This window comes from Acinetobacter pittii ATCC 19004 = CIP 70.29 (genome assembly GCF_000369045.1).
Lineage (GTDB): Bacteria > Pseudomonadota > Gammaproteobacteria > Pseudomonadales > Moraxellaceae > Acinetobacter > Acinetobacter pittii.
Genome location: NZ_KB849797.1, coordinates 104,395 through 126,084, shown reverse-complemented (window position 1 = coordinate 126,084; position 21,690 = coordinate 104,395). Strand labels below are relative to the sequence as shown.

The 21,690-nt window shown below is 38.2% G+C and carries 15 protein-coding genes; 10 read left to right on the top strand and 5 right to left on the bottom strand.

All coding sequences use genetic code 11. The features are described from left to right. Positions 1–2: 2 nt before the first annotated feature. The 4 genes from macA to leuS form a co-directional block, all read right to left on the bottom strand. On the bottom strand, positions 3–1,343 hold the full coding sequence (gene macA / locus F928_RS19240) for a MacA family efflux pump subunit (RefSeq protein ID WP_005079109.1): 1,341 nt from the start codon (positions 1,341–1,343) through the stop codon (positions 3–5). Positions 1,344–1,450: 107 nt separating this feature from the next. Next, the gene (holA, locus tag F928_RS19235) at positions 1,451–2,440 is read right to left on the bottom strand and encodes a DNA polymerase III subunit delta (RefSeq protein WP_005079106.1); all 990 of its coding nucleotides are present in this window, start codon (positions 2,438–2,440) and stop codon (positions 1,451–1,453) included. Positions 2,441–2,458: 18 nt separating this feature from the next. Next, entirely contained in the window at positions 2,459–2,968 is a 510-nt protein-coding gene (gene lptE / locus F928_RS19230; RefSeq protein WP_002115142.1) for an LPS-assembly lipoprotein LptE, read from the bottom strand. Positions 2,969–2,995: 27 nt separating this feature from the next. Further along, positions 2,996–5,620, bottom strand: coding sequence for a leucine--tRNA ligase (gene leuS / locus F928_RS19225; protein ID WP_005066198.1), 2,625 nt, complete (start codon positions 5,618–5,620; stop codon positions 2,996–2,998). A gap of 534 nt (positions 5,621–6,154) precedes the next feature. On the opposite strand from leuS, the gene ilvI reads away from it, so the two are divergent. The 4 genes from ilvI (at position 6,155) to F928_RS19205 (ending at position 11,800) form a co-directional block, all read left to right on the top strand. Next, entirely contained in the window at positions 6,155–7,879 is a 1,725-nt protein-coding gene (gene ilvI, locus F928_RS19220; protein ID WP_005079103.1) for an acetolactate synthase 3 large subunit, read from the top strand. After that, positions 7,879–8,370, top strand: a complete 492-nt coding sequence (gene ilvN / locus F928_RS19215) for an acetolactate synthase small subunit (protein ID WP_002114824.1) — start codon at positions 7,879–7,881, stop codon at positions 8,368–8,370. Before ilvI ends, ilvN begins: the two co-directional genes overlap by 1 nt. Positions 8,371–8,402: 32 nt before the next feature. Continuing rightward, positions 8,403–9,419: a ketol-acid reductoisomerase gene (gene ilvC, locus F928_RS19210; protein WP_002115094.1), complete on the top strand. Its 1,017-nt coding sequence runs from the start codon at positions 8,403–8,405 to the stop codon at positions 9,417–9,419. Between the two features lie 326 nt (positions 9,420–9,745). Beyond that, positions 9,746–11,800: a bifunctional diguanylate cyclase/phosphodiesterase gene (locus F928_RS19205; RefSeq protein ID WP_005066201.1), complete on the top strand. Its 2,055-nt coding sequence runs from the start codon at positions 9,746–9,748 to the stop codon at positions 11,798–11,800. 408 nt (positions 11,801–12,208) lie between these two features. On the opposite strand, the gene F928_RS19200 is transcribed toward F928_RS19205, so the two are convergent. Beyond that, positions 12,209–12,781, bottom strand: coding sequence for a TetR/AcrR family transcriptional regulator (locus tag F928_RS19200; RefSeq protein ID WP_005079100.1), 573 nt, complete (start codon positions 12,779–12,781; stop codon positions 12,209–12,211). Positions 12,782–13,107: 326 nt separating this feature from the next. Between F928_RS19200 and F928_RS19195 the strand changes: the two genes are divergently transcribed. The 6 genes from F928_RS19195 to acnA all read left to right on the top strand — a co-directional run bounded on the left by F928_RS19195 (position 13,108) and on the right by acnA (position 21,423). Beyond that, the gene (locus F928_RS19195; protein WP_005079090.1) at positions 13,108–13,971 is read left to right on the top strand and encodes a hypothetical protein; all 864 of its coding nucleotides are present in this window, start codon (positions 13,108–13,110) and stop codon (positions 13,969–13,971) included. A 222-nt stretch (positions 13,972–14,193) separates the two neighbouring features. Next, positions 14,194–15,786, top strand: a complete 1,593-nt coding sequence (prfC, locus tag F928_RS19190; protein ID WP_005079088.1) for a peptide chain release factor 3 — start codon at positions 14,194–14,196, stop codon at positions 15,784–15,786. Between the two features lie 69 nt (positions 15,787–15,855). Continuing rightward, positions 15,856–16,698, top strand: coding sequence for a hypothetical protein (locus F928_RS19185; protein ID WP_005079086.1), 843 nt, complete (start codon positions 15,856–15,858; stop codon positions 16,696–16,698). Positions 16,699–16,788: 90 nt separating this feature from the next. Next, entirely contained in the window at positions 16,789–17,730 is a 942-nt protein-coding gene (locus tag F928_RS19180) for an RsiV family protein (protein ID WP_016805940.1), read from the top strand. Further along, complete coding sequence (locus tag F928_RS19175) at positions 17,730–18,542, top strand: TatD family hydrolase (RefSeq protein ID WP_005079084.1); 813 nt, start codon at positions 17,730–17,732, stop codon at positions 18,540–18,542. The genes F928_RS19180 and F928_RS19175 overlap by 1 nt, the downstream gene beginning before the upstream one ends. Before the next feature lie 124 nt (positions 18,543–18,666). Then, positions 18,667–21,423: an aconitate hydratase AcnA gene (acnA, locus tag F928_RS19170; protein WP_005079083.1), complete on the top strand. Its 2,757-nt coding sequence runs from the start codon at positions 18,667–18,669 to the stop codon at positions 21,421–21,423. Positions 21,424–21,690 lie beyond the last annotated feature (267 nt).

Here is a 21,690-nt window from a genome sequence, read left to right as displayed (position 1 = left end):
GCTTACATTCCCATTGGGCCACTACGGCGACGGTTATTACTACTATTTGCCGATGCAGCAGAAGTATCTGCACTATCAGCAATGACAACTTGATCACCTTGTTTTAAGCCCGCAAGAACTTGCGCATTTACACGGTTGTTAATACCCACCAAAATTTGAGTCGGTTTAGTTGTGCCGTCAGCTTGTAATACACGTACAACACTTAATGTTAATTTACCTTGTTCAACCAGTTGTTTTTGTTCAGCAGTCAAATTTAAGCGTTCTAGACGAGCTCCGTTTCCTTGAGGTTTTTTAGCTGCTTCAGGTGAAGAACTTGATTTATCAGATGATTGGCCTGATTTTCTTTGACCTGAAAATTGTTTAGAACTCAGTGCTGATGATGGAACGAGCAGGGCATTTTTAGCTGAGTTTAATACGATATAAACTTGTGCAGTCATATCAATACGCAATTTACCATCGGTATTTGGCACATCGAATAAGGCATTGTAGTAAACAGCCGAACTGGTTGTTGAGCTTGTTGTACTTGTTGATTCGCTAGAAATTGAGTCAGGAGCAGGCTCAATTTGACGTAAAGTTGCGTAGCGCTTAGTTTCATCACCTAAGGTTGTAAAGTAAACCTGTTGTCCTTTTTCAACTTTCATAATGTCAGCTTCACTGACTTGCGCCTTAATCGTCATGTTTTGTAATTTTGCAATTTTGACAATTGTTGGCGCGCTTTGGTTTGCGTTTACGGTTTGACCTTCTTCAGTCACAATCGCGACAACCGTACCATCAGTTGGAGCAACAATACGTGTGTAACCAATATTGGTTTGTGCCGTAGATTTTGTGACTTTTGCAGATTCGATTTGTGCATCTAATGCTTTAATTTGTGCCTGAGCTGTTTTATAGCTTGCCTCAGCCGATTCTAAATCTGCACGTGGCGTTGCGTCTTGTGCATACATTTGTTGCTGACGGCGGTATTCAAGTTGCTTTTCATTTAAAGAAGCAACTTGTTGAAGGCGCTGTGCTTCTAAATTTTTAATGTTTGCATCTGAAGTTTTTAAACTATTTTCTTGGGTGGTTGAGTCAATTTGCGCAATGAGTTGACCTTGTTTAACCTGATCACCCAACTGTACATACATCTTTTTAACCTGACCAGATACCTGCGCACCCACACTAATGAGTTTGGTTGCATCTAGTGTACCTGTCGCAAGTACATTATTTTCAATATCCCCACGTGTTACCTCAGCAGTAATATATTGAGGTTGCTGCTCTTTAGGCTTTAAAAACTTCCAAGCTAATACAGCAATAACTGCTATACAGAGGATAATAATAACAAGTTTGATTGGCTTTATTTTTGGCATGGTGAGAGGTCGAAAAGTTTAAAATTTAATTTAGTATAAAAGCGAAATGAGGATAAAACGTGAATTTTTATTATATTTCAAGAATGAAGAAAAATGATTCAGCCGAATTACTGTATAAATAATGTTTTTCCACATAATTCAGCAATCGCTTGCTGCATTAGATGTTCTGCATTTTCGTTCGACATTCCTTTAATTGCTGCATCAACTTGCAATAGAAGGGTAGACCATCCTAAAAACTGTTGAGGATTTAATCTTCTTAAAGCTTGTTGATATAAACTGACTTTAGTTTTCCAGATACCAAGTTGTAATGCATTATGAGGCTGTTCAAATAATTGCATCAGTAAACGCATTTCTTTGCTTAGTGTCCATAAAATCAGACTTTCTGGTTCGCCAGCAGCAATTAAATATTGAAAAATTTTAATAGATTGAGCGAGATTACCTTCTAACAGTGCGTCACTTAAATCGTAAGTGGTGTAACGAGACTGATCTTGTAAACAAGCATACAGCTGTTCAATTTGAATTAGTTGTTGGTCTGGGAAAGTATCTCTTACACGCATCAAGCTATTCTTAGCTGCGAGCAGATTATGCTCATGATGCTGCATGAGCCACTGCCATGCGTCATTATCGAGTTGAATTTCAAGTTTCTCTGCTTCAGCAGATAAAATTCTTTGACGGTCTTGCGGATAGTTTGCCGTTAGGGCAACGACAACACCATTTGCTTCCACAACTTGGAAAAAAGCAGACTTTAAGCTACTACTATCTTGCTTAGGTAAAACAATTAAAAGCAGGTTAGTTTCATTATGTTGAATATAACTTTTAAGTTGTTTTAGCCCATTTGCGTCAGGCTTTATATTGCCATGTACTTCAATGGCAAGCTGCTGAGAAAATAAAGATAAGCTGTTAAGAGCGTTAAAAACATTCTTCCAGTCGCTTACACTACTAATATCGTAGCGCTGTCTTTCAACTTCTTGTTGTTGCCAACTTTTACGAAAAGCATCTAATAAATTTTGTTCCAGCAAAGGTTCTTGGCCATGTAAAATCCACGCACCCCGTGCTTCCGGAATGCGTTTTAAGGCTTGTAAATAGTCAATTTTCATTGCTGGTAAAAATAAAGATTAAGGCTGAGCTTTTGGTAAACGGTTTGCTGAAATCTGACGAGTAATTTGCTGTGCAATGTCATCGATCACAATACGTTGCAAATAAGATTCTTGCTGATTTTCGGTGTTAACCGTTGCAAGATCATATTGGTAACTACGAGATGCAGTTAATGAACGTGGTTCAGTAATTTTATTACCCTGACGGTCTTCAATCTGGAAGGTTACGGTTAAGCGTAATAATACTTCCGTTAGTTTTCCATTTAAAAGCTGACGACGTGGTGTGTACTCTAAAACACGGAGTACGTAGGCATCATTATCATTGCTGAATTGAACACCATTTGCAGCTAAATAAACTTTTAGCTGGGTTTCCAAATCATCAGTTTTAGCTGGTAACTCAAGGCTTAATTTTTTATAAACAAGCGGAGTTGCAGTCGGGTTGGTTCCTTTTAAATGAAATCCACACCCGACTAAGCCTGCACTAAGGCCTAAGGTCAAAACAACAGCGGCTAAACGTTTGGCAAAGTGCATGCTTGATCCTCTCATTAATAACTTTAATTAAACCACGAGGTTAACTAATTTATTTGGAACCACAATTTCTTTCTTTGTTGGTCCTGTTAAGAATTGTTGAACTTCTGGAAGGGCTTTAGCTTGAGCTAATAGGTCTTCTTTAGAGATATCAACCGAAACTTCAAGTTTACCGCGAAGTTTACCGTTAACCTGTACAACAATCGTTTGTGTATTGCGAGTTAATGCAGAAGCATCGACTTCAGGGAATCTTGCTTCTGTTACATCTGTACCAAACTGAGCCAATAACGTTTGACTTAAATGTGGTGCAAATGGAGCAAGTAAAGTTAACAGTGTAGTGATCGCTTCACGTTCTACAGCAACGTCGTTGTCATCTTTTGCTTCAAACTTGTTGCTCGCATTTAACAATTCCATCAAAGCAGCAATCGCAGTATTGAATGCATGACGACGTTCGATATCATCACTTACTTTTTGAATAGTTTCGTGAGTTTTGCGACGTAAATCTTGAGCATCTTTAGACAAGTTAGCAGTATCAATCGTAGAAGCTTGGTTGCCTTTTTCAAGGAAGCTTGCTACAAGGCGCCACACACGTTTTAAGAAACGGTTTGCACCTTCAACACCTGCATCAGACCATTCTAAAGATTGATCTGGTGGAGCAGCGAACATCATAAATACACGTGCTGTATCTGCGCCGTATTGATCAATAATCGCTTGTGGGTCGATACCGTTGTTTTTCGACTTAGACATTTTTTCTTGTCCGCCGATCACAACTTCTTGACCGTCACCTGAATATTTTGCAGAAAGAATACGACCTTTTTCATCGCGTTCTAATTCGATATCAGCAGGGTTAAACCAAGTTTTTTTACCATTTTCTGCTTCACGATAGAATGTATCCGCAAGCACCATGCCTTGAGTTAACAAGTTGGTAAATGGTTCATTACCTTGTACTACACCTTCATCACGCATTAATTTGTGGAAGAAACGTGCATAAAGTAAGTGAAGAATCGCGTGTTCAACACCACCAATATATTGGTTTACAGGAAGCCAGTTTTGAGCAGCTTCAGGTTTCACCATTCCGCCAGTGAAGTCTGGAGACGCATAGCGTGCGTAGTACCAAGATGACTCAACGAAAGTATCCAAGGTATCTGTTTCACGGCGTGCATCGCCACCACAACAAGGACATTTAGTTTCATAGAACTCAGGCATTTTATTAAGCGGGTTACCTGAACCATCTGGAACAACGTCAGTTGGTAATACAACTGGAAGCTGGTCTTCTGGAACTGTGACTTGACCACAAGTATCACAGTTAATCATTGGAATTGGACAACCCCAATAACGTTGACGAGAAACACCCCAGTCACGTAAACGGAATTGAACTTTAGAATTTGCTAAACCTTGTGGTTCTAATTTTGCAAGGAATGCATCGAAAGCAGCTTGGAATTCCAAACCGTCAAACTCGCCAGAGTTAACAAGTTTACCTTCTTTAGAACCGTACCATTCTTGCCACTCAGTTGCAGAGTAATCTGCATCATCAGCGCCTTTGGCATCAATTACTTGCTTAATAGGCAAGTTGAACTTGTTAGCAAACTCAAAATCACGTTCGTCATGCGCTGGTACAGCCATCACTGCGCCAGAACCGTAAGACATTAATACGTAGTTTGCGATCCAGACAGGAAGCTCTTCACCAGTTACAGGATGCTTTACAAACAAACCTGTCGCCATGCCTTTTTTCTCGGCTGTTGCCAAGTCCGCTTCTGCAACTGAACCCATGCGGCACTCTTCAATAAATGCAGCCAATTCAGGGTTGTTTTCAGCAGCTTTAAGCGCAAGAGGGTGTTCTGCTGCAACGGCAACATATGTCACGCCCATAAGCGTGTCAGCACGTGTTGTATAAACAGTTAAGCCATCAGCATAAATTTCGGTATTGGCAGAAGGGAAAGTAATTTCCATGCCTGTAGAACGACCAATCCAGTTACGTTGCATGGTCAACACTTGTTGAGGCCAGCCGTCTTGTAGGGTGTCTAGGTCGTCTAATAATTCTTGTGCATAGTCAGTAATACGGAAGTAGTACATTGGAATATCGCGTTTTTCAACCAATGCACCAGAACGCCATCCGCGACCATTTTCAACTTGTTCGTTTGCTAAAACAGTTTGGTCAACTGGATCCCAGTTTACTGTTGAAAGTTTACGGTAGATCAGGCCTTTTTTATAAAGCTGAACAAATAACCATTGTTCCCAGTGATAATACTCTGGTGTACAAGTTGCAAATTCACGATCCCAATCTACAGATAGACCTAATTTTTTTAATTGGTCACGCATGTACGCAATGTTTTCAAATGTCCATTTTGCTGGAGCAACTTTATGGGCAATTGCTGCGTTTTCCGCAGGTAAACCGAATGCATCCCAACCCATAGGTTGTAATACAGTTTCACCTTTTAAACGGTAAAAACGGCTAATCACATCGCCAATTGTATAGTTACGCACATGCCCCATATGCAGCTTGCCGCTTGGGTAAGGAAACATTGACAGGATGTAACGATGTTTACCTTCGACAGTGTCGGCAACTTTAAAGACTTTACGATTTTCCCAATCTTGTTGAACTGATGGTTCAATCGTGTTTGCTTGATATTCGGGGTCAATGTGAGAAATAGTCATAGACGTAAGCTATACAACAAAAATTGATATTAAAGATTGTTGCACAGCATAGCGCAAAATCGACAAAAATGCAGTTTTGGGATGGATTTATTTTCCGTTAAAAATTAAACAAGAATAAACCTGAAAAAAGCGGGGTAATCATAAAAAAAGAAAAGTGGAAAAATCAAATAAGATGAAAAAATAGTCAGTTAAAAAATAATCATAGAAAAGTGTTTCTTTAATCTTGACTTTAGTGAATTAAACAACAAAAATGCTTCCTTTAGTTTTATATGCGATTATTTGATCACCCTTCGAGTAACCGTCATGTTTTGTAATAGACATTCTCTCTAGCCGAGAGATTGATTTTACTTAAAGTATGTATATCCAGACATGCTTTATTAATGTTAAAAAAGCTTATACGGCTGAAAAACAGAAATTTTTCTATTGCAACGAAAACTAGACAATATGTGTGCTATAACAGTGCAGACAATTCAATGAATGAAACACTATTTGTGCCTTCCATAAATAGTGATAAAGATTTTAGGGTGAATCACGTTGGAACTTTTATCTGGTGGTGAAATGCTCGTTCGTGCTCTTGCGGACGAAGGCGTTGAACATGTTTTTGGTTATCCAGGCGGCGCTGTATTACATATTTATGATGCGCTATTTCAACAAGACAAAATTAATCATTACCTCGTACGTCATGAACAAGCTGCTGGTCATATGGCAGATGCTTACTCGCGTGCCACAGGTAAGACTGGCGTAGTACTGGTCACTTCTGGACCTGGCGCAACTAATACTGTGACTCCAATTGCAACAGCTTATATGGACTCAATCCCAATGGTGATTTTGTCTGGCCAGGTTGCATCACATCTTATTGGTGAAGACGCTTTCCAAGAAACTGATATGGTAGGTATTTCACGTCCAATCGTGAAACACAGCTTCCAAGTTCGTCATGCAAGCGAAATTCCTGCAATTATCAAAAAAGCATTTTATATCGCAGCAAGTGGTCGCCCTGGTCCAGTTGTAGTCGATATTCCTAAAGATGCGACAAATCCTGCAGAAAAATTTGCGTACGAATATCCTGAAAAAGTGAAGATGCGTTCTTATCAGCCACCTTCACGTGGTCATTCTGGCCAAATTCGTAAAGCGATTGATGAGCTTTTAAGTGCAAAACGCCCTGTAATTTATACGGGTGGTGGTGTTGTTCAAGGTAATGCATCGGCATTATTGACTGAACTCGCACATTTACTAGGTTATCCAGTAACTAACACACTTATGGGCCTTGGTGGCTTCCCTGGCGATGATCCACAGTTTGTGGGCATGTTGGGTATGCACGGTACTTATGAAGCAAATATGGCGATGCATAATGCTGATGTCATTCTTGCAATTGGTGCGCGTTTTGATGACCGAGTAACCAATAACCCAGCAAAATTCTGTGTGAATGCTAAAGTTATTCATATTGATATTGATCCGGCGAGTATTTCAAAAACAATTATGGCGCACATTCCGATTGTAGGGGCTGTTGAGCCTGTACTTCAGGAAATGTTGACACAGTTGAAACAATTGAATGTGTCTAAGCCAAACCCTGAAGCAATTGCTGCGTGGTGGGATCAAATTAATGAATGGCGTAAAGTTCATGGCTTAAAGTTTGAAACTCCGACTGATGGAACAATGAAGCCGCAGCAAGTTGTTGAAGCTTTATATAAAGTCACTAATGGTGATGCCATTATTACTTCGGATGTTGGCCAACACCAAATGTTTGGTGCGTTGTATTACAAATACAAACGTCCACGTCAATGGATTAACTCAGGCGGATTGGGCACCATGGGCGTAGGTTTACCTTATGCAATGGCTGCGAAGCTCGCTTTCCCAGATCAACAAGTTGTTTGTATTACTGGTGAAGCTTCAATTCAAATGTGTATTCAAGAGCTTTCAACGTGTAAGCAATATGGCATGAATGTGAAGATCTTGTGCTTGAATAACCGTGCTTTAGGTATGGTGAAGCAGTGGCAAGATATGAACTATGAGGGCCGTCACTCAAGCTCATACGTTGAATCATTGCCTGATTTTGGCAAGTTAATGGAAGCTTATGGTCACGTTGGTATCCAGATTGATCATGCTGATGAACTAGAGTCGAAGCTTGCTGAAGCAATGGCGATTAATGATAAATGTGTATTCATTAATGTCATGGTTGATCGCACGGAACATGTTTATCCAATGCTGATCGCAGGTCAGTCTATGAAGGATATGTGGTTAGGTAAAGGGGAGCGTACATAATGAGACATATTATTTCTGTACTCGTTGAAAACGAAGCTGGTGCGCTTTCTCGCCTTGTTGGTTTATTTAGCCAACGTGGATATAACATTGAAACACTGAATGTTGCGCCAACCGAAGACCCAACTTTGTCACGCTTAACATTAACAACTTATGGTGATGACCATAAGATTGAACAGATTACAAAGCAGCTCAATAAACTTGTTGAAGTTGTAAAAGTAGTTGATTTATCAGAAGGTTCACATATTGAGCGTGAACTGATGTTGATTAAAGTAAAAGCGTTAGGTGCTTCACGTGCTGAAATTAAGCGAACAGCGGATATTTTCCGTGCGCAGATTGTAGACGTGACACCAACTACCTATACCATTCAAATAGCAGGGACAACTGAAAAATTAGATGGTTTTATCGATGCGCTTGCAGAAAACACTATTCTAGAAGTCGTTCGTTCAGGTGTATCTGGTATCGCCCGTGGCGAAAAAGTATTAGCCATTTAATTTTTTAAAAAGTATTTTAGCGGAGAACACAAATGCAAATTTTTTACGATAAAGACTGTGACTTATCAATCATCCAAGGCAAGAAAGTAGCGATTATTGGTTACGGTTCTCAAGGTCATGCTCATGCACTTAACCTTAAAGACTCAGGCGTAGACGTAACTGTAGGTTTACGTGCAGATTCAGCTTCTTGGAAGAAAGCTGAAAATGCAGGTCTTAAAGTTGCAGAAGTTCCTGCTGCTGTTAAGCAAGCTGACCTCGTAATGATTTTGACTCCAGATGAATTCCAATCACAACTTTACCGTGACGTGATTGAGCCAAACATCAAAGAAGGCGCGACTCTTGCATTTGCTCATGGTTTCTCTGTTCTTTACAACCAAGTTGTTCCACGTAAAGATTTAGACGTAATCATGGTTGCTCCAAAAGCACCTGGTCACACTGTACGTTCAGAGTTCCAACGTGGTTCAGGTGTTCCTGACCTAATCGCAATTCACCAAGATGCTTCTGGTAATGCACGTAACGTTGCTCTTTCTTATGCTTCTGGCGTAGGCGGCGGCCGTACAGGTATTATCGAAACTTCATTCCGTGAAGAAACTGAAACTGACTTATTCGGTGAGCAAGCAGTTCTTTGTGGTGGTGCGGTTGAATTGGTGAAAATGGGCTTCGAAACTTTAGTTGAAGCTGGTTATGCACCAGAAATGGCTTACTTCGAATGTTTACACGAACTTAAATTGATCGTTGACTTAATGTTCGAGGGTGGTATCGCTGACATGAACTACTCAGTATCTAACAATGCTGAGTACGGCGAATATGTAACTGGTGTTGAAGTAATCAATGAACAATCTCGTGAAGCAATGCGTAATGCATTGAAACGTATTCAATCTGGTGAGTACGCTAAGATGTTCATTCAAGAAGGTGCGTTAAACTACCCATCTATGACTGCTCGTCGTCGTCAAAATGCTGCACATGGTATTGAAGTAACTGGTAATAAGTTACGTGCGATGATGCCTTGGATTCAAGCGAATAAAATCGTAGACAAAGAAAAGAACTAATTTTCTTTATCTAACGTTTTAAAAGAACCCTGCTTTAAGCAGGGTTCTTTATTTATACTATTTTATTTGAATGTGAAAATTGCGATTAGGCCAACTTGACTAGATTAAATAAATTCTATATTTTTCATATAATTGGCTGCTTAAATTTTATTTACTTTATTGATTTATAAAGTAAAAAATACTTGACCAAAAGATAGATAATGTTATTGTTTATAACTGACTGAATAAGTCAAATTTACTAAAATTTCTTTAACATGTTTAATTGTATTTTGGGCAATGAGTTGAACAAAATAAAAAAAAGTATTGAATAATCATGGAAGTCCAATATGGGTCATGTTGATTACGATAGCACATTGATCGTCGGCTCTTTTATTGCAGCTGGCTTCATTTGTTATATTGTAATTTCCATGGAGCAGCTAATATTCAAGCAAGTCTATAAGAAATTTGAATCCTTAATTTTATTTATTAATGGATTGCTACTCGCCTTAGCAATTAGCATCGTCCATATTGTTGGTATACAGGCTTATCATCTGTTTGATACAGCTCACTCTAATATTCCTTTAATTGCAATTTCTTATGCCATTAGTGCATTGTTATCTTGCATTGCGATGTGGTTGACTTCGCGTTTTACGCTCCCTTTATTTAGACTCATTTTGAGCTCGATTATTATGGGAATCGGAATTTCAGCTTCTTATTACATTAGCATGTTGGGCTGGAATATTAATGTTTATAAAAAAGATTACACTTCGTTTTTACTCTTATTTTCTGTATTAATTGCGATGAGTGGTTCAGGGCTAGCGTTTTTACTCGCCTATAAATTAAAAGACACGGAACGATATCGCTTAACTTTAAAAATCGCATTTTCGGTTATGATGACCTTAAGTATTATGGGGATGCACTACACAGCGCTTATTGCGACGAATATTACTGATAAATTTATTAGCCAATATCAGGCTGAGCATGACTTATTATTATTTACAATTATTCTAGTCACCTGTTTGGTACTCGTAGCAAGTTTTATTGTTGCAATGTTAGAGCAACGCCTTACTCAACAGAATTTAGAGCTGCGCAAAGCAAATAAAGAATTAGCTAACCTATCTATACAAGATAATTTGACTAAATTACCTAACCGCCTTTATTTGGTGGATTATGCTGAAGTATTACTTTCAGATCATCGATACAAAGACCAGAAAATTGCTTTCTTATACATTGATTTAGATCGATTTAAATCGGTGAATGATGCATTTGGACATCATGTGGGGGATCAATTACTTATTCAGATGGCGAACCGCTTACATTGGCAACTCAATGAGAAGTGCAAACTGCTTAGAATTGGTGGTGATGAGTTTTTGCTTATTGCCGAAAATACAAATGCCGATGAAGCAGTTATTTTGGCTGAGAAAGTTTTACAGCTGATTCAAGAGAGTTATCAGATTTCTGGTAAAGAAATTAATATCTCTGCAAGTTTAGGGGTAGCACTATTTCCTGAGCACGGACAAAATGTTCAGGACTTACTCATGAACGCTGATGCCGCGATGCTCATGTCTAAAGAGCAAGGCCGAAATACTTACACCATCTTTAGTTATTCAACCCATCAACAAGAAACGAGAAGTCAGTCAAAACTGATCAATGATCTTTATAAGGCCGTAGAAGAAAAGCAGTTCATCTTATATTACCAACCAAAATTTAATACGAATCTTGAAGTCTGTGGCGTTGAAGCATTAATCCGTTGGAATCATCCAGCTTTAGGAATACTCACACCGCATATGTTTATAGAAGGTGCAGAAAAAACGGGTTTGATCATTCCAATGGGATATTGGGCACTTGAGCAAGCTTGCCTGCAAATTCAAGAGTGGGAACGCAGTAACACCCCATTTTATCCAGTCGCAGTAAACCTATCTGCACTACAGTTCGAAAATAAAAAATTATTTAGTACACTCGAAGCATTATTGAAAAAATATCAAATTCAACCTCATCACTTAATTGTTGAGATTACTGAATCAACAGCAATGCGACATATCGATTTAAGTATTCGAGCTTGTGAGCGACTACGTGATATGGGCATTCGAGTCGCAATTGATGATTTTGGAACAGGCCATTCAAGCTTTTTATATTTAAAAGATTTACCTGTAGATGAATTGAAAATTGATCGTGGTTTTATCGTTGACTTAAAACCAGGCTCAAAAGAAGAAGTTATATTAGAAAGTATAATACATTTAGCTAAAAAGTTAGGTTTAACCGTAACAGCGGAAGGGGTGGAAACTCAACAGCAAGTTGAAATTTTAACCCGTTTAGGTTGTCAGCAATTTCAGGGTTATTTATTAGGAATGCCTGTTCACGTCGATCAACTGATTGAATCTCAAGGCGCTCACTTCGCTTAATCTTTTCTATATCGATTTTAAACCTAACATTTACTTTTATCTTTAAAGAACAATTAATTAAAGTAAATTTATCTTCTAAAACACACCTATATATTTGTAGTAGTGAATAGTATTATTTTCTCAGTTAGTTGAGTATTTTACATATAATAATTTATGAATATATACTGCAAGTATAAAGTAATACTAATAAATTGATGTTTGTATTTTATAAAATATAAGAGGTGAAAAGGGTTGTTATAAAGTATTATGAAGTTTATATAATAATTGAAATTGATGAAGATAGAACTAAATAAAAATATTAATTTTTAGGGAGTGAATAGATTTTTGGTGGAGTTGGAGAGTGGACTCCACCGAATTAAAAATACTTTTTATCTTTATTAAAATATAAATATTTAATTAATTTATAAATTAAATAGTTGCATACTCTCGAACTGTTTCTAATTCAATAATTTTGTTTATATAAGACCACGTTTGTTCTGGATTAATCTTTCCTTTATTTATAGTACAGTCAATAATGATTCCATCTACAATGTTAAGAAAGAGCCCTGTTAGAATTTTTGTGTTTTCCACTTCTAATTCTGAAAGAGCTGAGAAAACTAATGAGTAAATCCACTCCCGATATTCATTAATTTGATGCTTAATAGAAGGGTACAATTGCATGACTTCGATGGTTGCTTTTTTAAATAAGCAGCCGTTAAAGTCATCTGTATTAATCCAATCGATATACCAATTAAATATCTTTTTCAATTTAATCAATGGGTTGTTGGTATTTTTTATTTTTTCCAATATTGAATATTGGATCTCTAAATTTCTTTTATAAAGACATTCTTCAATTAAGGCTTCTTTAGAAGAAAAGTATTTATAAAAAGTCATTTTTGCAACATTTGACTCAGCAATAATGCGATCAACACCAATAGAAGTATAGCTTTTTTGGTTAAAGAGGGATGTTGCTGTTGTTATAATAGTTTCTCTTTTTGTCATCGGGTTCCCCGTTGCGGATATTTTTTGATTAACTTTGCTATTGTAAAGTGTATAAGCTTAAATAAAACTTATTTTATAGTATTTAAAAAATTATATTTATTCAATAGCTTGGTTAATTTAAAAAACAACATATTATATATTTAATTGGCAATAGTTTACTTTTTTAAATATTATTAATTAATCCGTTGATTTGTTGAGATAATACACATAGTATCAACTTGTTAAGTATGGGTGTACGGAATTTATTTTAGCAATTGAATGCAAAATTGTAGTAAAGAGAGAGCCTGTAACTTAACTATAAGAAAAACTTTTTACAGAGAATCATTATGTTAAAAAAATTTGAAGACTTTAATAATCCAAGAGAAAAAGCATTGCAGGGGATGAGAAATAGTATTCCTGCAAAACAATGGGATGAAAATTTACAATTTCTTAAACAGTTAAGAAAAACGATTGCAGAGTTACCAGTTTGTAACCATCCTGCTATTGAACTGTTAAACAGTGGATATCTTGATAAACAACGTTTGACTCTTATCCATTTAGAATATCGTCATGCGATTGTACAAATTTTTACTGATGCTTTATTAAAGGCTCAATTTTTAACAAAACAATTGGAACCTAAACTCCACTCTGGAGCGAAGATGTATCCACGGGTATTATTAAGTTTAAATATACTTGATGAGTTTGGTTTTCGCCCTGGTTTGGATAAAGATAATTACTATTTGGGTAATCCTGAATATGCTCATTATCCTTTATATGAAGATTTACTTAATGATTATGGTTTAACGGAGCTTGACCGTCGTAATTATAAACCATCAAAATTTGCAGATCAGGTTAGATCATTTTTAGAATCTTCTTATGATAGTTATATTAATGTCGTGGCATTATTGGCTGTTGCAGAAGAGGAAGTGATTCTTTTTAGTCCCCCATTACGTCAAGCAACCAAATTCGTAAATATCGATGTTGAAGGTGGTGGTTACTACCATGTACATGGTGTATCTACGGATGAAACATCTGAGGCTGCTGATGACGATCATGAAGATGACTTATGGTTTGCATTAGCACAAGCAATTACAAAAGATGATTATGAAAGCTTAACCAAGCTATGTATTGATTACTGTGCTTTATGGAATGAGTTCTGGGATGCACAAATTGCAGATATTCAATTCATTGAAGAAAAGAAATTAGCGTAACGATTCTATTAAGTCTTAATCAAGCCCCATCTATAAACAGGTGGGCTTTTTTAACTGTAAAATTTCTAAGAAGTTAAACTCCATACTCAAAAAAGCTCGTGAGTAACTCATGGCTTATCAACAATCATTAAACAGTTCTATAAATCTGCTACAATTACGCCAATTTTTATTTTGATCGACTTTAGGTCTTTGGCACTGCAATCTCCGCAGTAGGTGTATTTCATGAGTTTTAAAGATGAGTTAGCGGCACAGGTTGCTCAACGCCGCACATTTGCCATCATTTCCCACCCCGATGCCGGTAAAACGACCATGACAGAGAAATTACTGTTATGGGGTAAAGCAATTCAGGTTGCAGGGATGGTAAAAAGCCGTAAATCTGACCGCGCAGCTACATCTGACTGGATGGAAATGGAAAAAGAGCGTGGAATTTCCATTACCACTTCTGTTATGCAGTTTCCTTATAAAGGTCACACCATTAACTTACTTGATACACCGGGACATGAAGACTTCTCTGAAGATACTTATCGTACCCTAACTGCAGTTGACTCTGCGTTAATGGTGATTGATGGTGCAAAAGGTGTCGAAGAACGTACCATCAAATTGATGGAAGTTTGTCGTATGCGTGACACTCCGATCATTTCATTTGTAAACAAGATGGACCGTGAGATTCGTGAACCACTTGAGTTACTGGATGAAATTGAGAATGTCCTCAATATTCGCTGTGTACCAATTACATGGCCATTAGGGATGGGGCGTGATTTTGCTGGTGTATACAATATTCTTGAAAACAAATTGTATGTCTACAAAGCAGGCTTTGGTTCAACTATTACAGATATTGAAGTACGCGATGGCTATGACCATGCAGATATTCGTGAAAAAGTAGGTGAGCTGGCTTGGGCGTCTTTTGAAGAGTCACTCGAGCTTGTACAAATGGCGAATGAGCCTTTGGACCGCGAATTATTTTTACAAGGTAAACAAACTCCAGTTCTATTTGGTACAGCATTAGGTAACTTTGGTGTTGACCACGTGTTAGACGCATTTATGAATTGGGCACCAGAACCAAAAGCACATCCAACCCAAGAGCGTGTTGTCGATGCGAAAGAAGAAGGTTTTTCTGGTTTCGTCTTTAAAATTCAAGCCAACATGGATCCGAAACACCGTGACCGTATTGCCTTTATGCGTATTTGTTCAGGTAAATACGAGAAAGGTTTGAAGATGAATCATGTACGTATTGGTAAAGATGTACGTATTAGTGATGCATTGACATTCCTTGCGGGTGAGCGTGAACATCTAGAAGAAGCGTGGCCAGGTGATATTATTGGTTTGCATAACCATGGCACAATTCAAATTGGTGATACTTTCACAAGTGGTGAAAATCTACATTTCACAGGTATTCCGCACTTCGCACCAGAGATGTTCCGTCGTGTGCGTTTGAAAGATCCATTAAAGTCAAAACAATTGCAAAAAGGTTTGAAAGAGTTGTCTGAAGAAGGTGCAACTCAGGTATTTATGCCACAAATTAGCAATGATTTGATTGTGGGTGCAGTTGGTGTACTTCAGTTTGATGTGGTTGCTTACCGTCTGAAGGAAGAATATAAAGTTGACTGTCTGTATGAGCCTGTAAGTGTTAATACGGTTCGTTGGATTCATTGTGATGATGACAAGATTCTCAATGAATTTAAGAAAAAAGCACATGATCAGCTTTCTATCGATGGTGGCGGTCACTTAACTTATCTTGCGCCAAGTCGTGTTAACTTGCAGATTATGCAAGAGCGTTGGCCTGATATTCAGTTCCGTAACACGCGTGAACACTAATCTTTAAGATTTGACAGACAGCTTCGAACAGAAGCTGTTTTGTTTTGAAAAATAAGAAAGGATGATGAAATGAATTTGAATAGAAAGACAGTTATTGCACTTTTAGTTGCGGTAATCATATTACTTTTAGCTATTTGCCTTTTTGTCTGGAAAAGCTTTCAACCTTCATCATCTTCTCAAATGAAATCGGCTTCTACCCAAAATCAAAATATAGAGAAAGCGGAAGTACTACCATTTCTAAACTTGCAACAAGTAAAAGCTGATTATGCTTTGCCATTTTGTGAGAAGAAAAATTGTATTGATGTCGATATTCAAACAATAAAGACTCAAGATGCATGGCTAAATGAATGGATCGCGAAAAGTCAGGCTAAAGTGATCCAAGACCAAATTGATTTGAAAAAAGACTTAAGTTTGCAGCAAGCCATTAATGCTTACGTTAAAAAGTCTGATGAATGGCAAGATAAATATTCAAAGAATCGGGCTTATGAATTGCATCTTCATACACGTATTGCATCGCAGCGTAACCAATATGTTTTATTGCAATTAGGACTTGATACCAAGCAGGAAGAGCTCACGATTAAAGACCGTTATTACTTTTTTGTGGCCGACCGAAAACAGCATAAGAGCTTAACTTTGTTAGATGTTTTACAAAAAGATCAACAAACTACTGTGCATCAAATGGTGCAGGTGGCGTATCAAGACTGGTTAAAAAAGCAGACTGCTGACATAAAGAAAGAAGCACCAAAAACTTTATATTGGGGACAGGCAGATTGGTTCTTTGATGGTGAAGGAGTTGGCTTACATTATCAGGCAAACCAGATTACTAAAGAAGCTCCACAGCTCGATATTTATTTATCTAAAGAACAGACCAAAAAAATATTACAACCCGAGGTTTATGAACAAATGTTTTAAGATGGTAGCAGAATTTGCAACCTCTATTTATATGCGCTAATTTCTTAGAAAGGCATAGCGTAATCTCCTTAGAATAAAAGGCAAAATATGATGTTATCTTCTAAAGCTTCACTGCGATTAACTTTGCTTGCTTCTGCTATATTTCTGGCAGCATGCCAACCTAAAGCTGATCCTAAGGATTCTCAAGAGCAGCAGAAATCAACTGTTCAAGAACAAAAGCCAGTAGAGTTGACTTTGAAGGGTGAAACAACTCCTAGTAAGGTGGTTTTACCTGATTGTGATGGTAAAACTTGTCCAGAATTTACGGTAGAGCGCTTACAGAGTAATTTTCCTTTTATTGACAAAATTATAGATCAACAAATCTTAAGTACATTAAATCAAATTTTAGAAATTGCTGAACCTGATGCTAAGAGTACGCAAACGGAACAAAAGTCAGAAGCTTCAGCGGTAGCGGGTGCAGAGCAAAAAAATAGCTTTGATGCACAGGTGCAACGGTATGCAAATTCATTTATTGATCTAGATAATGAGTTAAAAGCTTTAAGTAGTAATCATCAGATTAATCTTTTAGTTAAACCTAAGATTTTGCAGGCTCAAGGTAAAGTTGTAACTGTAGTGCTTAATAGTAGTAGCTATTTAGGAGGGGCTCATGGCTCTGCTGCACAGCATTATTATAATTTTGATTTAAAAGAGCAAAAGCAAATTAAGCTTGAAGATTTATTACGTCCTCAGCAAAAAGCAGCTTTAGAGAAGTTAGCCCATGAAGCCTTTAAGACATGGGTGATGGACTCTAAATTGGCTGATAATGTTGCTGACTATGAACAAGCATGGCCATTTAAATTATCTAATAACTTCTTGTTGGGTGAGCAAGGTTTAATCCTTCAGTACGGTGAGTATGAAATTGGCCCATACGTGGTTGGACTCCCTCGATTAGTCATTCCTTATGACCAATTACAAGATGTGTTGAAAGAAGAATATTTGCCACAGCCTAAAGCCAAACCAGCTTCGGCACCAGTTGCAAAAAGTGCTGGCTAATGCATTTGTTTGATACCCATACCCATTTCGATGTTGCCGATTTTGATGAAGATCGGCAGCAATTAGCACTCGAGGCTAAAAAAGTGGGTGTAGATGCTTTGGTTTTAATTGGCTTTCTACAGTCACGTTTTGATGAGTTGGTGCAGACTCATCATCAGTTAAAAAGTTGGGAAAATGTGCCTACTTCTTATTTAGCACCAGGCTTACACCCATTTTATATTGAGCAGCATCAACCAGAGCATCTTTCTCATCTTGAACAAATCTTGCAGCAAGAAAACTGCGTGGCTGTAGGTGAAATTGGCTTAGATACTTTCTTGAAAGAACATAAGCAGCCAGATGTATATGCAAAGCAAAAACAATATTTTGCAGTTCAGTTAGAGCTGGCAACCCAATACCAAAAACCAGTGTTACTCCACATTCGAAAAGCGCACGGTGATGTGCTCGCTCTATTAAAAGCTCAAAAATTTAAATTTGGCGGAATTGCTCATGCCTTTAGTGGTGGATTAGAAGAGGCAAAGGGTCTTATTAAGCTTGGTTTTAAAATTGGTGTGACGGGGCAGATCACCAACCCGAATGCGAAAAAACTTCATACGGTTGTGCAGGCTATAGGTGCAGAACACTTGGTGATTGAAACAGATTGTCCAGATATGACACCGCTTTGCTGTCAAACCTCAACAGAACAGCGGACTCGTAATACCCCTGTTAATTTGCCTTATGTTTTACAAAGTTTGGCCGAAAATTTAAACATGCCTGAGTCAGATTTAGCTGAGTTACTGTGGAAAAACTCTCAATCTGCTTTGAAATTATCGTAATAAAAATCAAAGATTAGAAATATTAACTAAAACAAAACACAGCGATTAAAAAAGAAGCTTAAAGTAAGAAAACAACATGTAAAAACGTGAAAAATAACATTGCCAGACGTGGGAGGATAACCCAATGGCTAAGTATAGCAATATCAATAGTTTTAATGCTTTACAGACGCTAACAGTAGGTTCCAGCAATTATCAGATTTTTAGCTTAGCCCAAGCAGAGAAAACGCTAGGGGATATTGCCAAACTGCCGAAATCTTTAAAAGTATTATTGGAAAACTTATTACGGTTTGAAGATCAGCATAGCGTTAAAACGGAACACATCCATGCTTTAGCAGAATGGCTAAAAACCCGTACCTCGGATCAAGAAATTCAATATCGACCTGCACGGGTTTTAATGCAAGATTTTACGGGTGTACCAGCAGTTGTTGATTTAGCTGCAATGCGAGCAGCGATGGCGCAAGCGGGTGGTGACCCTGAAAAAATTAATCCATTATCTCCTGTAGACTTGGTCATTGACCACTCTGTCATGGTCGACTATTTTGCCGATGATCAGGCGTTTGAAGAAAACGTACAAATCGAGATGCAGCGTAATGGTGAGCGATATCAATTTTTACGTTGGGGACAGTCTGCATTTAATAACTTTAGTGTAGTGCCACCGGGTACGGGAATTTGTCATCAGGTTAATTTAGAATACTTGGCTCAAGCGGTGTGGCTAGGGGAAGATAACGGTCAAACTTTTGCTTTTCCAGATACTTTAGTGGGTACAGACTCACATACCACCATGATTAATGGTTTAGGTGTTTTAGGTTGGGGTGTAGGGGGGATTGAGGCTGAAGCTGCTATGTTAGGTCAACCCATTTCTATGCTGATTCCTGAAGTTATTGGTTTCAAATTGACAGGAAAACTACCAGAAGGAATTACTGCAACTGACTTGGTGTTGACCATTACTCAAATGCTCCGTCAAAAAGGAGTTGTGGGGAAATTTGTAGAGTTCTATGGAGATGGTTTAGCCGATTTGCCACTGGCTGACCGAGCGACCATTGCCAACATGGCACCGGAATATGGTGCGACTTGTGGTTTCTTCCCGATTGATGAAGTGACTTTGGGTTATTTGAAATTAACTGGTCGTCAAAGTGATCGTATTGAATTGGTCGAAGCGTATAGCAAAGCGCAAGGTTTATGGCGTAATGCGGGTGATGAACCTGTCTTTACAGATACTTTAAGTCTTGATATGAGTACGGTTCAGGCAAGTCTAGCAGGACCAAAACGTCCACAAGATCGAGTGCTTTTATCAGAGGTGCCGAAAACCTTTAATGCGCTCATGGAGTTAACTTTAAAACCAGCCAAAGAAGCTAAAGAGCGTTTAGAAAATGAAGGCGGTGGCGGCACTGCTGTCGAGGCAAAAAAAGCAAATATCCAACATGAAAGTCCATCTTGCGTGATTGAAGGAAAAACCTATCCATTAAATCATGGTGATGTTGTTATTTCGGCAATTACCTCTTGTACCAATACTTCTAACCCAAGTGTAATGCTAGCAGCAGGTTTACTTGCTAAAAAAGCGATTGAAAAAGGTTTGCAGCGTAAACCGTGGGTGAAAAGCTCTCTTGCACCAGGTTCTAAAGTTGTGACTGACTATTTATTGGCTGCTGGGCTTACGCCGTATTTAGATGAGTTGGGCTATAACTTGGTAGGATATGGTTGTACGACTTGTATTGGTAACTCAGGTCCACTACCTGAGCCAGTGGAAGATGCAATTCAATGCCATGATTTAAATGTTGCATCAGTACTTTCCGGTAACCGTAACTTTGAAGGACGCGTACATCCATTAGTTAAAACAAACTGGCTTGCTTCGCCACCTTTGGTAGTGGCATATGGTTTAGTTGGTAATATTCGTACCGATTTGACTACGCAACCTATTGGGCAAGGTAAAGATGGACAACCTGTCTATTTAAAAGATATCTGGCCAAGTCAGGCAGAAATTGATGCTGTCTTACAGAAAGTAAATACAGAGATGTTCCATAAAGAATATGCTGCGGTGTTTGATGGTGATGAAAGCTGGCAATCCATTCAGATTCCAAAAAGTAAAACTTATGAATGGGCGGATGATTCGACTTATATCCGTCATCCGCCATTCTTTGAGGGAATTGGTGAGCCACCCAAACCGATTAAAAATATTGAACAGGCACGTATTTTGGCAGTGCTTGGTGACTCGGTAACGACTGACCATATTTCACCAGCTGGTAATATCAAAAAAGACAGCCCTGCAGGTCGATATTTACAAAAGCAAGGTGTTGAGCCAAAAGATTTCAACTCTTATGGTTCTCGACGTGGTAATCATGAGGTTATGATGCGAGGCACCTTTGCCAACATTCGTATTAAGAACGAAATGCTTGGTGGTGAAGAGGGTGGTAATACCATTCATGTGCCAAGTGGTGAAAAGCTCGCTATTTATGATGCGGCGATGCGTTACCAACAAGAACATACACCGCTTGTGATTATTGCTGGTAAAGAATACGGAACGGGTTCTTCACGTGACTGGGCTGCCAAAGGAACGAACTTGTTAGGTGTAAAAGCTGTCATTGCTGAAAGTTTTGAGCGTATTCACCGTTCAAACTTGGTAGGTATGGGAGTGTTGCCATTACAGTTTATTGATGGACAAACTCGACAATCTCTCAACTTAACTGGTCATGAGGTGATATCAATTCGAGGTTTGTCTGATGGCGTTCAGCCTCATCAAATTCTTGAAGTTGATGTCAAAGGACCAAATGGAGTGGCGAGCCATTTTAATGTGTTATGTCGAATTGATACGTTAAATGAGGTCGAGTACTTTAAGGCGGGTGGTATTTTGCATTATGTACTGCGGAATTTGATTGCTTCATAAATTGGCTAAGCTCGCACAGCCTTGTAATGAATGTGAATGAGTTAATGTTGGGTATATAGCCATATCCTTACTTTTTAAGGATAAAAAGTAACAAAAATCCTTTGTCGGGCTGACGGTATGTCCTTATACCGCAGCCCAACTGAGCGGCATCCATGCCGCCTGTCACACTAGTAAATAATAGTTTAAATCTTAAGTCGTATAATTTGATTAATAATCATAAGACTTGTCGTGAGTTTAAATATTACAGTCTCAAGTTTTCTTTGATCT

Coding starts and splice junctions, on each gene's coding strand:
- holA (WP_005079106.1), bottom strand. CDS start 2,440: ATGAAAATTGACTATTTACAAGCCTTAAAACGCATTCCGGAAGCACGG.
- ilvC (WP_002115094.1), top strand. CDS start 8,403: ATGCAAATTTTTTACGATAAAGACTGTGACTTATCAATCATCCAAGGC.
- acnA (WP_005079083.1), top strand. CDS start 18,667: ATGGCTAAGTATAGCAATATCAATAGTTTTAATGCTTTACAGACGCTA.
- F928_RS19200 (WP_005079100.1), bottom strand. CDS start 12,781: ATGACAAAAAGAGAAACTATTATAACAACAGCAACATCCCTCTTTAAC.
- prfC (WP_005079088.1), top strand. CDS start 14,194: ATGAGTTTTAAAGATGAGTTAGCGGCACAGGTTGCTCAACGCCGCACA.
- F928_RS19185 (WP_005079086.1), top strand. CDS start 15,856: ATGAATTTGAATAGAAAGACAGTTATTGCACTTTTAGTTGCGGTAATC.
- macA (WP_005079109.1), bottom strand. CDS start 1,343: ATGCCAAAAATAAAGCCAATCAAACTTGTTATTATTATCCTCTGTATA.
- F928_RS19195 (WP_005079090.1), top strand. CDS start 13,108: ATGTTAAAAAAATTTGAAGACTTTAATAATCCAAGAGAAAAAGCATTG.
- ilvN (WP_002114824.1), top strand. CDS start 7,879: ATGAGACATATTATTTCTGTACTCGTTGAAAACGAAGCTGGTGCGCTT.
- lptE (WP_002115142.1), bottom strand. CDS start 2,968: ATGCACTTTGCCAAACGTTTAGCCGCTGTTGTTTTGACCTTAGGCCTT.
- F928_RS19175 (WP_005079084.1), top strand. CDS start 17,730: ATGCATTTGTTTGATACCCATACCCATTTCGATGTTGCCGATTTTGAT.
- leuS (WP_005066198.1), bottom strand. CDS start 5,620: ATGACTATTTCTCACATTGACCCCGAATATCAAGCAAACACGATTGAA.
- F928_RS19180 (WP_016805940.1), top strand. CDS start 16,789: ATGTTATCTTCTAAAGCTTCACTGCGATTAACTTTGCTTGCTTCTGCT.
- F928_RS19205 (WP_005066201.1), top strand. CDS start 9,746: ATGGGTCATGTTGATTACGATAGCACATTGATCGTCGGCTCTTTTATT.